General features: G+C 58.8%; 7 protein-coding genes. 2 read left to right on the top strand and 5 right to left on the bottom strand.

Going from position 1 to position 12,246, the window contains the following annotated elements; translation table 11 throughout:
- The first annotated feature begins 46 nt into the window (after positions 1 to 46).
- Entirely contained in the window at positions 47 to 1,042 is a 996-nt protein-coding gene (locus CFter6_RS11995; RefSeq protein ID WP_082814722.1) for a porin, read from the top strand.
- A gap of 28 nt (positions 1,043 to 1,070) precedes the next feature.
- Here CFter6_RS11995 and CFter6_RS11990 read toward each other — a convergent pair whose 3' ends face one another.
- From CFter6_RS11990 to CFter6_RS11980, 3 genes are all read right to left on the bottom strand, one after another.
- Positions 1,071 to 1,988 (bottom strand): energy transducer TonB, encoded by a 918-nt coding sequence (locus CFter6_RS11990; protein ID WP_061540112.1) that lies wholly within the window; start codon positions 1,986 to 1,988, stop codon positions 1,071 to 1,073.
- Between the two features lie 70 nt (positions 1,989 to 2,058).
- Positions 2,059 to 3,270 carry a DUF2059 domain-containing protein gene (locus tag CFter6_RS11985; protein ID WP_061540111.1) on the bottom strand — a complete coding sequence of 404 codons (1,212 nt, stop codon included), beginning with the start codon at positions 3,268 to 3,270 and terminating at the stop codon, positions 2,059 to 2,061.
- A 33-nt stretch (positions 3,271 to 3,303) separates the two neighbouring features.
- The gene (locus CFter6_RS11980; RefSeq protein WP_150118722.1) at positions 3,304 to 6,096 is read right to left on the bottom strand and encodes a DUF3857 domain-containing protein; all 2,793 of its coding nucleotides are present in this window, start codon (positions 6,094 to 6,096) and stop codon (positions 3,304 to 3,306) included.
- A 307-nt stretch (positions 6,097 to 6,403) separates the two neighbouring features.
- On the opposite strand from CFter6_RS11980, the gene CFter6_RS11975 reads away from it, so the two are divergent.
- Entirely contained in the window at positions 6,404 to 8,227 is a 1,824-nt protein-coding gene (locus CFter6_RS11975; RefSeq protein ID WP_236904655.1) for a phospholipase D-like domain-containing protein, read from the top strand.
- A 13-nt stretch (positions 8,228 to 8,240) separates the two neighbouring features.
- Here the strand turns inward: CFter6_RS11975 and CFter6_RS11970 are convergent, their stop codons facing one another.
- Positions 8,241 to 10,496: an ATP-dependent DNA helicase gene (locus CFter6_RS11970; RefSeq protein WP_236904654.1), complete on the bottom strand. Its 2,256-nt coding sequence runs from the start codon at positions 10,494 to 10,496 to the stop codon at positions 8,241 to 8,243.
- Complete coding sequence (locus CFter6_RS11965; RefSeq protein WP_061542338.1) at positions 10,493 to 12,130, bottom strand: VRR-NUC domain-containing protein; 1,638 nt, start codon at positions 12,128 to 12,130, stop codon at positions 10,493 to 10,495. Before CFter6_RS11965 ends, CFter6_RS11970 begins: the two co-directional genes overlap by 4 nt.
- Positions 12,131 to 12,246: the final 116 nt, after the last annotated feature.

The raw sequence follows: 12,246 nt of genomic DNA, 5'->3' as shown, positions 1-12,246 counted from the left end.
GCGCGTGCTGCGCGCAACTGATTACCAACCACACTCAGTAAAAACAATGAAAACATTCGCTACCCGTATTTCTCCCCGCATTTCTCCTCACTTTTCGCGCATCGCCCCCGCCGCCTTGCTGGCCCTTGCATCCAGCGCTTCCAATGCGCAGATCGCCAGCACCAGCGTGACCCTGTACGGCTTTATCGACAGCAGCGTGCGCTACCAGCAGACCAAGGCCGGCAACAGCTTATCGGTGGTGGACGGCGCCGAACTGGGCTGGGCCGGCAGCCGCTGGGGCCTGATCGGCAGCGAGGACCTGGGCGGCGGCATGAAGGCCATCTTCAACCTGGAAAACGGGTTTTCGCTAGACAACGGACAATTGAACCAGGGCGGCCGCCTGTTTGGCCGCACCGCCTATATCGGCTTGAGCAACAGCTATGGCGAGCTGACCCTCGGCCGCCAGTACAACGCTCTGTATTACGCCGGCTCGTGGCTGAGCGACCCGACCTACGTATCCAGCTGGTCGCCGTCGGTCAACCACCAGCTCAATTACGCTTGGGACAATGCCATCGTCTATACCGGCCGTTTCTCCGATTTCATCGGCCACCTCAGTTACGCCGCCGGCGAACAGGCCGGCACCCAGCATGGCAGCATGCAGGCCGCCAGCCTGATGTACAACGGCCATCCGTTCGGCGCGGCGATTGCCTATGGCGGCATCAACGGCAGCGGCCAGACTACGTTTACCGCCGGCGGTTACTACGAGATCGGCCCGGTCACGGCGCAGCTGGTGCACTATCACACCAGGAACGAACCCTATACCGGCACCCGCAGCCTGATCACCAACGGCATCGGCGTCATTTATGTCCCGGTTCCGGCATGGGAACTGACCGCCGCCTATTGGCGCACCACCGCCGACGGCGCAGTCGACAACAAGTTCCTGGCGGTGGCGCGCTACAGCCTGTCGAAACGCACCAAGCTGTATGTCGAGGCCGACACCGACCGCAATCCCCAGAGCGGCCGGCTGAGCGGCGGCCAGGCTGGCATGCAGTATTCGTTTTAGCGAAATTCCGACGCCACTTCAATCGCGTTTACTCTAGCCGCCAGATGTATTTCATTCTTACTGTCGACTTTATCGGTACGCCATTCCGAATTGCGGGTTTGAAACGACAGATAAACCAGGCTTGCATCGTGGCGTCATCCAAAGCCGTGAAGCCGCTGCTTCTTTCAATCATGCCGTCGATAACATGACCGTCGGTATCGAGAACCAGCCTCACAGTGACGCTGCCTTCCTGCTCATAGCGCAACGCTACCCTGGGATACTCCGGTTTTGCGCAATTGCCGGGAAGGATATCGTCCGGCGAGACGCGCGTGGCGCTGGCTTTCATGGCTGCGGGCGGTAGTCTTAACGGCATGATAGCTATCTGGAAGTCGCGATTTTCAATCAGGTTCGCCAGGAATTTCTTCACGGTTTCAGGATAGTTGCGCCGTGCCGCTGAAATTGCAACCGCGTCCATGGAAGAAGACGGCCACTGGCTTTCAGCGCTGACAACCTTGTCGAAGGCCTTGTAACCTTCGCGCATCACCATGACATGTGCGCTGATCCTGGCAGTATTTTCGGAAGGCGACGCCGCATCAAGGGAATTCTCCAGGAGCTCCGCGGAGACAACAAGTGTAGATGTTTCGTCCAGCTTGCCTGCCGCTTCCAGCTCAGTGCGCAACGCGGCTTTCAGGTATTCGACATAAGAACCGTTGTATGGTGAATCATATGGGCTGCCGCGAAGCGTCAGCTTATTCAATGTTTCGCCGTTTTGTATGAATGGACCGAGTGCAATCTTGCTTGCCGGACGGGATGCCAGAGTGTACACATTTTCGGAGCTTGCCACATAGGCTGGCGCCAGCGTAAGCGAAGCGCAACCGCTCAATGAAAGCAGTGCAGCGCCGACGGCGGCAAGCGCCTGCCGACGTACCGGCGGCAGCATCGAAAAACCACGGGATACGATCATCATTTCAATTCTTTTGCATGAATGGTGCGGTTTGGGAAGGCTGAAAATGCGCGATAGATGGTGGCCAGGCATGTCAGCGCATGCCCTGCATTAATTGTTTTACGCGCTCCCGGCTTTCCTGGTTGAGAGCCTTTTCGCGCTGGCTTTCGACCTTGATTTGAGCTTGCAGCGACCGGAAAATCTCCAGGTCTGCCGTTTCGGAAAACACCAATGTGTTGTCGCGGACAGTTACTCGTCCAAGGCGTGCTTCGGCAAAGTCAAGCACGCGTTGGTACAGCTCAGCCAGGGTCCGCTGATTTTCGCTGAATCTCAGGTTTTCGTCGAACATCGCCGCCTGGCTTCGCTCGGCTCCTCGCATGAAGGCTTCCTTGTATCTGGGAGGCAGCGAGATGGCATCCATTTTGTTGAAAAATTTCTTGCGCATGTCGTCACTCGACTGCAGGAATTGGTCAAGGTCATCGTTCAAAAGCTGAATTTTTCGCTTACCGTCCGTAATCGCGGCCTGCGATACCAGGTTTTCCGGACTCAGGACCGTCTCGGCTCCAAGCTGTTGCAGCTCTGTCTGATAACGCGTCGCGATCGCCTGCGACTGCTTGGTGGCATCCAGCGCAAGCGCCGCTACCTGCTCGAAGACGTCGGCTTGATTATTGACAGGGCTCGATGCACCGACTGCCGAAAAATTATCGTTGGCGTCGTTCGACAAGTGAGCGTCCAGTTCTTTCACGACAGGAGCAAACGCCTTTTTCATCTTTCTCACTACGATTTCTTGCCCCAGGTCTTGAAACATATGTCCGGTCTCTGCCCTTATTCCTGTTCCCGAGCGGCCGAACATCTGGCCTGCATGACTTTGTTCGAATGCGCCTAGAGCAAGCCGGTCGGCTGAAGACAGATGCTCGAATGTTGGCCTCTTGCCAACGGCAAAAGCTTGCAGCATGGTTTCCGACACCTTGATGCCGGCAGGGGTCTCAAAAAATCGAGCAATCGCCTGTGCATCGTCGATGGAAAAGAATTTGGCATATACCGGAACGAGTTTCTGGAGGAACTGGCTCGGCGTAATTCCATCCATGATCTGATGGGCAAACGCGGCGCTTTGGGGATCTGATGCTTCCAAAGCATCAAAACCTTGCTTCATCCCTATTTGTGCAATCTCTCCTGCATGAAGCCCCTTCAACATCCGTTCGATGGTCGCCTTGTGCGCCTGGGTTAATTCCTGCCCCTCCTGTGCGAACGAAGACACAGCGACAAGCGCGAGTGCGATAAAAATAGCGTAGCGCAAGAATTTCATAGGCCCATCCCTGATCTGTTTTTTATTGTTGAATTATTTCAGCCGCGCCAGTTCCTGGCGTGCGGCGAAGTGGTATTCGCTGTACAACACGCCTTTATCGACAGAATGTTGGAAATACACACGCGCCTTGAGCTTGTCGCCTGCCTGCAGATAGTGCTGGCCGAGATAAAAATAGGCCTCCGCCAAAGCCGTCTCCAGGGCGTTGCCGCTCTCTTTGTGCACCACTCGCAACATTACTTCCGGTGTTGTCTTGTTCGACAACATGGCCAAGGCGGCGCCCGGCCATTCGTCCGTGGTCTGGGCGGCAGTGTCGGCAACTGCCGCCATCCCGCTACGCTGCGAGGCAAGCGTGCGCCAAATCACGGCACGGGTCTTTTCGTTGCTCCCCTTGGCCTGGCTGATCGCCTTCGAAAAATCACTTATGGCAGCATCCTGTTTTCCCAGATAAAAATTGGCAATCCCTCGTTGCAGGAAAATCACGTCGTCCGACAGCCCCAAAGACATGACGCGTGAAAAATCCTGTTCGCTGGCCTTGAAATCCCCGGCCACAAGTCCCAATTCGGCGCGACATCGCAAAATCTCCGGCGTATTCGGTTGCTGACGAATGGCATTCTGGATGTCCGCGGCTGCCTCCGCATTACGCCCGAGATAAGCTTCTACCCGCGCCCGTTCGCAACTGGCGGCGCTGGAGTCGCGGCCGGTCAGCTTGGCGTCGGCGATCACCTGTGCAGTACCCTTGACGATTTTTTCCAGGCGTTCGATCACCATTTGCTTGAATGGCACATCGGAAGGAATATTTGCACTGGCAGTTCTTAGATCGGTTTGTTTTATGTACAGCGTACCCTGCAGCATTCGCCCGGCCTTGTTCAGATCGCTCAGGAAGGCCGCGGTGTCGTTCGCCGCAAGGCGGTCGGCGAGCAGTTTCATTTCCAGCGTTACCTTGATGACTTTCCCGGAAAACGACAGCGACTCGCTCAAGCTGAATGCGGGGTTTTGCAAGGTGGCATGGGACGGCGAATAGCGAGCGTCGAACTCGTCCGGCAAGGTCACTTCCAGCTGGTAGCGGCCAATCGAAGGAAAACTTGGCACCGCAAGCGGAGCATTTCTGTTCGCGTTGTTCGGCACATGGAACAATCCCCGCAAATTGTTTGGCTCGTATTGCAACGACCACCTGTCGCCGTTGACCTGGAAAAAATCGCGGATACGGAACTGGATCTCGACCGAGACGCGATTCTCATTGCGCTCATCGCTAACCTTCGGCTCCCCCAGCAACACCGCGTCCGGATAACGTTTTGCGATATTGCCTTCATAGAACTTGCGCAACTGCACTGGACTGAGCTGAGCCAGGCCATTGCGCATTCCTTCCGCATCGGCGCCTGCATATTGCAGCTGGACAGACATCAGCACCGGTTCACTCATCTTCTGGACGGTGACGCGTTCTATCCGGGTGTTGGTGATCAGTTCCTCGTTGCTCGGCGGGGCGATGCTCACCAGCTTGTCCGTGCCTGGCGCAATTATCAATGCCTGCGAGTAGGCAAGCGGCTGCCCCATGCGATCCAGTTCGCCGACTTGGCCAAGACGGGTCGGATCAAGAAAATAAGATTTGCCCTGCACCACCACGTGTACGATGGCGTGGTCGAACAGCTGCGGCGAGGGCAACACCTGGTCCAGGTCTTTTTTGTGGGAGGTGCTCACCAGCACGGGAGCGGCTTCAATGCCGAGCTGCCGAAGCATGGCAACCAGCAGCAAGGACTTGTCCTTGCAGTCGCCGTAACGACGCGCAAGCACCTGTTCAGGCGGGTATGGCTTGTGAGAATTTTCGCCAATCGAGACTGACAGATAACGAATCTCGTTCTGGACGAATTCGAGCGCTTTCATTACCTTTGCGCGCGGGTTGCTCTCGGCGCGCGCGGCAGCCACTGCATCGCGCAAGGCGGTCGGCGCCGCATTCACGGTGAACAGGCCGTCGGCCCACTGCGTCACGTCCTTCCACGATTCGAATTCGGAAAACTGGACCCAGCGTAATGCCTGATAATCCGACGGCATGTACGATTCCAGGTCGGTCACCGGCATATCGCTGGCTTCGAAACGTACGATGCGCCTGTTGCCAACCCGGGATTCCTTTGCCTGCGGCAGGTTTTTCTGATTGGCGCCGATTACCCGGTATTGAATCGGCCGGCCCTCCGGCGCGTTCAGCGTAATGCGCCGCTTAAGCGTCGGATAGATGTTGTCCCAGGCCGCGGCATCGAAGAAACGATGGCCGAATACGGGATTTTTCCCAATCACCGTGTAGGCGATTTCCAGAGTATCGCCCACCCGCACGTCATTAATCACAATCGCGGCGGTTACCGACCCGCCATAGATACCGGAATCCAGTTCCGGTTCGCGGCGCAGAAAACGGATATCGGCTTCGTTTTGTTTATCCAGTATCTGACTGCCGCGATGCACCCGCAGCATATGCAGTTGCACACGCTGATAATCCGGCTGGAAGGTAATTTCGGATTGCCCGATTCTGGCAAGCGTCGATGCTTCATTGGCCTGGATTGCGCGATGGGTGAAGATGGAGGTTTGCTGGTCGACGTAAAAATAAACGTCGGCGAGGCGCATGGTGAGCGGATTGCTATCTAGCCCGCTCGGGATAACCGATATTTGGTCCACCCAGTCAGGAACCGGCACGCCTTTCTCGAATGCGTTTTCCGCAAATTTGTCGCGCGACAATGCCTGAGGAGCAGGCTTATCCGATGCGGATTGTACGTCGCTGGAAGCTGCGGCGACAAAGCCGGAAAAAACAAGCAAAAAAAACAGGAAAAGACTTTTTGATGCCACTTCGAATCTCAGACGCCCCACTTATATTCCCCCTTTTTGCACTATGTTATTCAGACCGATATGTGTGCAAAATTATTTGCGTATCCTGCCATGGAAATATCAATATTGCAATGTGGCAAATATCTATTTCGATCATCGTTCCTACCGAAATGCTGAAGATTTTCTCCCGGTTTCACCAAGTCATCGTCGGGTAACATTCATTCGCTAGTATTTTGTAATCCCTCCTCAATCGGGTTGGACGCCTGCTTCACCGGGCAAATCGTGCTTCGATAACCGGAACATGTCTAACTGAATGCGGAGGATGGCGATGGCGTCTGTCACGGATCAATCCCAGTTGCTGTCGGTCACCGCCCATATCGGCGACTGCAAGACCCTGCTGGCGTTCAACCTGCTGCAGCCTGAAAGCAGCAAGGACCTGGCGGGTTTCACGATCCGCTGCCAGCCCGATGGCTTGCCACCCTACTACCTGTACAACACGCTGCAGTTTGAAAGTCCCGGCGCGCATGCCCAGGATCCGGGCGATCCGCCGAATTCGACGGTGAATGCGCCAATACACAAGTTTCGCTGGCTGCATGTGCCCGGCTCTGTCCACCAGGGACTCACGCCGTTTTTCGGCGAATACACCTACACGGTGATCCCGCGCTATTTTGACGACAAGCAGTCATTGCTTGCCCTCGACGAAACGCTAGGCGTGTCGGTCAGCGCATACGTAGGGCCGTTTGCAAAAAACAAGTTCAAGCTCGGGTTTACCCGCGGCTACACGCAGTCGCAGGCGTTTACCCATCATTTCGGCATCAACGCGCTGATCCGGCCCAATACCAGGGAACTGCTGTTTGACACTGCGCAGATATCCGGCGTCAACGAAGACGGCATGCAGTACACCTTTGCCGACGAATACGCCTGGCTCGGGCTGACAGCAAGAGAGCGGATTTTCGAATTCCTCGACGAGGTGCTGCAGGATCCATCGCAGTATCTCGACGTGTTTGCCTATGACCTGAACGAACCTGACCTGTGCAAGATCCTGCTGGAACTGGGCAGGCAAGGCCGGGTGCGGATCATCCTGGACAACGCGGCCCTGCATCACTCGGCCGCAAAACCCATGCCCGAGGATGAGTTCGAGGCGCAGTTCCGGGCTGTTGCCGTCAGCCCCGCCGATATCCTGCGCGGCCATTTCAAGCGCTACGCCCATGACAAGGTGTTTGTTTCCTTCAACAAGGACAGCGCGCTGAAGGTGCTGACCGGATCGACCAATTTTTCCGTCACAGGCCTGTACGTCAACTCCAACCACGTCATGGTCTTCGACGAGCCCGGTGTCGCCGCCGAATACGGGCAATTATTCGAGACCGTCTGGCATGGCGGCGTCAAGCTGGGCGCTTATCTGCTATCGCCGTTTTCCTCCGCCACTTTCTCGATTCCCGCTGGGGCGTCGCCGCGAACCGATATCACTTTCGCCCCTCACACGGCCGAATTTGTCACCCAGAACCTGGGCGACATCGCCGCCCGCATCCAGCAGGAACAAACCAAGCCCGCCGGCAACGGCAGCGTGCTGTTCGCCGTGATGGCGATCGACAACGGCACCAGTCCGGTCTATGCCGCCCTGAATGATTTGCACGCCGACGGCAATGTCTTCAGCTATGGCATTTCGGACAGCAGTACCGGCATTTCCCTGTACGCGCCGGGCAAGAAAACCGGCGTGCTGGTGACCGGCAAGCCGGGTAAATCGATACTCCCTCCGCCGTTTGACCAGGTCCGTTCCATCGGCGGCGTCGGCCACCAGATCCACCATAAATTTGTCGTATGCAGCTTCAATGGCGACAACCCTGTTGTCTTCTGCGGTTCGTCCAACCTTGCCTTAGGCGGGGAACAGGCGAACGGCGACAACTTGCTGGCGATCCACGACGGCGACGTCGCAACGGTATTCGCCATCGAGGCCGTGGGGCTGGTCGACCATTTCCAGTTCCTGAACCGGATGGCGGCCAGCGCGCCGGCAGCGATGAAAGGGCAAGTTCCCGCCTCGAAACAGCAGGCTGCGATTGCCGTAGGCTGGTTTTTATCTACCACCGACCGCTGGGCCCTGCCCTATTTCGATCCCAACGATTCGCATTTTACCGACCGTCTGTTGTTTGCCTGATGTTTGAACAAGGTCAGCAGCCGAGCTGCCACCATGCAGGCAGCAGCTGCCTGACTTCCTGCCGCGCAAACCGGTCGTCGATCAGGTACACCACGCCGCGGTCCTGCTGGGTGCGGATCACCCGGCCGGCGGCCTGCACCACTTTCTGCAGGCCGGGATACAGGTAGGTGCAGTCGTAACCCTGGCCGAAGATTTTATCCATCTGCAGCATGACCTGCTCATTGACCGGATTGATCTGCGGCAGCCCCAGGGTGGCGATGAAGGCGCCGATCAGGCGCGCGCCGGGCAAGTCGATGCCTTCGGCAAACGCGCCGCCGAGCACGGCAAAACCCACTCCTTGCGAAGTTTCGGTAAACCGTGACAAGAAGCCTTCCCGTTCTCGCTCATCCATGCGGCGCGCCTGCTGCCACAAAGGGATATCGGGATAGCGCAAGGCGAACATGGCGGCGACTTTTTCCAGGTAATCGTAGCTGCTGAAAAAAGTCAGGTAGTTGCCTGGCTGCCCTGTGTACTGTTTGGCAATCAGCTCCACGATCGGCGCCAGTGAACGGTCGCGATGCTGGAAACGGGTTGAAATGCCGGTCACCAGGCGCACCGACAACTGGTCCGCGGTGAACGGCGACGGCACGTCGAGCCAGGCGGTGTTGTCCGGCATGCCCAGCGTCTTGCTGTAAAAATGCCAGGGGCTGAGCGTGGCCGAGAACAGCGTGGTCGAATGGGCCGCGGCGAAGCGCGGCGCCAGGAACGTTGCCGGCACGATGTTGCGCAGGCATAGCGTGGCGCCGTGGCCGCCTTGCCGTGTGATGTCGAACAGCGAGTGGCTGTCGAACAGTTCGGCGATGCGGGTAAAGTGCATGGCGTCGAAATAGAATTGCAGCAGGCGGCTGTCGACGGCGGCCGGATGTTCGACCATGTAGTCGGTGATGTCTGCCGCCGCCTGTTGCAGCGCCTGGATAAAGGCATCCGGCAGCTCGGCGTAGCGCTGGTATTCGCCTTCCTGGGTCTTGTACAGGGCGTTCCACTGGCGGTTGACACGGTCCAGCGCGCGCTTGAGCGCCGGCGGCGCCGTTTGCCGCACGCTCCTCAGAGCGGCTTGCTCCATGTCGGCCGAATACATCTTGCGCGCCCGCTCGATCATGTTGTGCGCTTCGTCGACCAGCACCCCTACCCGCCACTGGTTGGCCATGGTGAAGCCGTACAGCATGGCGCTCAGGTCGAAATAGTAGTTATAGTCGCCGACGATCACATCTGACCAGCGCACCAGGTCCTGGCTCAGGTAATAAGGGCAAACACCATGTTCAGCCGCGATTGCGCGCAGGCTTTCGCGATCCATCGCGCCGCTGGCAACGGCGGCGCTGCGCGCTTGCGGCAGGCGATCGTAAAATCCCTGGGCCAGCGGACAGGATTCGCCGTGGCAGGCCTTGTCCGGATGCTCGCACGCCTTGTCGCGCGCAACCAGTTCCAGCACGCGCAACGGCAATCCAGCCGCGCTTTGCTTGATGCGCGCGGTGGCTTCCAGCGCCAGCGCCCGGCCCGAGGTCTTGGCGGAAAGGAAAAATATCTTGTCCAATCCTTGGCCCGGGCTGGCCTTGAGCAAGGGAAACAGGCTGCCGATGGTCTTGCCGATGCCGGTCGGCGCTTGGGCCAACAAGCAACGGCCGGCGCTGGCGCCCTTGTATACGGCTTCCGCCAAGGCGCGCTGGCCGGGGCGGAAATCGGCGTGCGGGAAGCGCAAGGCGGTCAATTGCTCGTCACGCGCGGCGCGATGCGCCAGTTCCTGCTGCGCCCAGGCCAGGAAACGGCCGCACTGCTCTTCGAAAAACCGTTGCAGGCCGGCGGCAGTCGCATATTCGGTCAGCAGGGTTTCCTTCTGCCTGCCGATGTCGTAATACACCAGCGCCAGCTGCAGTTCCGGCAGCTGGCGCGCCTGGCACAGCAAGTGGCCGTAGATTCGCAGCTGCGCCCAATGCAGATGACGGTGGTTGTCCGGCATGCGCTCCAGATCGCCGCGGAAGGTCTTGATTTCTTCCAGCCGGTTCAGAGCCGGATCGTAGCCGTCGGCGCGGCCGCGCACCAGCAAAGGTCCGCAGCGGCCGCTCAGGCTGACTTCTTTCTCATAGCCGGCATCGCGGCGCGAGGCCACCGTGGCGTGGCCGGCGATGCCTTCCAGAGCGGTCGGCGCCGGCGTGAAGCGCAGGTCGAGGTCGCCCTGCTTGGCCGTGAACTCGCACAGCGCGCGGACGGCTACGATATAGGCGGGTTCGCTCACGCGCACTGCTCCGCCCACTGCACGTAACAGACGGCGACCGGCATGCCGTGTTCGGCAAAATAGTGCAGCCAGCGGACCTGGTTGTCCTGCAGGCGGTCGCCCGGACCTTTGACTTCGATCATCTGGTAGCGTTTTTCCGCCGGCCAGAACTGGATAAGATCCGGCAGGCCGGAACGGTTGGTCTTGATATCCTGCAGGATGCGTTCGAAGCATTTCCGCAGATGCAGCGGCGGCAGGCAATCCAGCGCCATAACCAGCAGCTGTTCATCGATAGCCTCCCAGAATACGAATGGCGACTGGATGCCGGCCTTGGCGCGGAAGTTCCGCCAGATGGTCTGCCGGTAGCCGCCGCTGTCGATCTCGGCGAAACCGGCGTCGAACCGGCTGGCGCGGCGCAGCCGGAAATCGGCGCTGTGCAGGTCGGCCGGGCCGCTCTGGAATGGATGGAAAAATGCGCCCGGGAGCGGCGCAAAAACGGCATCCCAGAACAGCAGGCCGAACAGCGAGTTGATCAGCGTGTTTTCGACATAGACCGCGGGTGCGCCGGCGCGCGACAGATGACTGGCGAGCACGGTTTCGACTGAGACGCCGGGCTCGGCCCGCTGCAGCGCCAGGTCGTGGCGGATGATGGGCGCAGCGGCGGCTTGCGGCATCTTTCCACGGCCAAGCTGGCGCCGCAAACGCGGCATGACGCGCAGCAGCTGCTGTTTTTCAGCCTCGCTTTCCGGCTGCAACTCAGCCTGCTGCGCCAGTCCGAAAGCCGCATCGGGCTGGCCGCAGCGCTCCAGCACCCGGATCGCGCGCAGGCGCGCGCCCGGCCACGCGCAATCCGCATAAATGCGCAGCGCCGCCGCCAGCTCGGCGCTTCGTTCGTAATGCTGGGCGATCTGGAACAGCAGCTTGCTGCGGCGCTGCTCCAGCCAGTCGTTCGGATAAGGCGCGCCTGGCAAGTCGCCCAGCACGGCTTGCGGTGCTGCGCCGTCGCGGAACCGTTCGCGGCAAGCGTGCAGATGCAGGTAATCGTCGATGTCCTGCCTGCTGCTGAAACCTTGTGCAAGCGACAAATCGACCTGTTCGTACCTGAATATCCCCAGTTCCGACAGTACGAATTCCGACCAGTCCTGATGCAGGTTACCGAAAAACATCAGCCGCAGCCGGTCGCACAGGGGCGCAATGCGCAGCCGCAGCAGCTGGTCGTCGATACGCCAGCCGCCGAGCGTGCGTAGCGCGTCGCCATGCTCGGCGCGCAGGATTTCAAGCTGCTCTGCCTTGCGTACATTGCGCGGCAACAGCGGAAACGCCGCCGCCAGTTCGGTTTTTGTCAGCAGGCCGCACAGTTGTACGATATCGATGGCTGGTTCGCCGTCCAGCCAGCCGGCGATGATCAGGGGCGCCACGGCGCTGCGCGCGCAGCCGATTTCATCATAGCTCAGCCGGCCCAGGCGAAACAGCTCGCCCTTGCGCATCACCATCCGCACCAGCAACGCACGCGACGCCAGCGGCAACGCTTCGAAACCGCAGACGAAAGCCTGCTCCTCGCCGTTCAGCAAATGGCGATAACGGGCGCGTACCGATGCCACCACGGCAAGGAAATTGTCGAGATAATAAAAACGGTTTTCCAGCACTCTGACCATGTTACGGACACCGCGGCTCGACATATTGCGCGCCAGGTAAAAGTTGAAAGATGATTGACTGTATGAATATACAGTCATGTTGCAGTATATATCAACCATTGAAAACCCCTTGCTTG

The sequence above is a fragment of the Collimonas fungivorans genome, from assembly GCF_001584145.1.
GTDB lineage: Bacteria > Pseudomonadota > Gammaproteobacteria > Burkholderiales > Burkholderiaceae_D > Collimonas > Collimonas fungivorans.
Note: the sequence above shows the minus strand (reverse complement) of the source record. Positions and strands in the feature narration are given on the sequence as shown.

Coding starts and splice junctions, on each gene's coding strand:
- CFter6_RS11995 (WP_082814722.1), top strand. CDS start 47: ATGAAAACATTCGCTACCCGTATTTCTCCCCGCATTTCTCCTCACTTT.
- CFter6_RS11975 (WP_236904655.1), top strand. CDS start 6,404: ATGGCGTCTGTCACGGATCAATCCCAGTTGCTGTCGGTCACCGCCCAT.
- CFter6_RS11985 (WP_061540111.1), bottom strand. CDS start 3,270: ATGAAATTCTTGCGCTACGCTATTTTTATCGCACTCGCGCTTGTCGCT.
- CFter6_RS11990 (WP_061540112.1), bottom strand. CDS start 1,988: ATGATGATCGTATCCCGTGGTTTTTCGATGCTGCCGCCGGTACGTCGG.
- CFter6_RS11965 (WP_061542338.1), bottom strand. CDS start 12,130: ATGGTCAGAGTGCTGGAAAACCGTTTTTATTATCTCGACAATTTCCTT.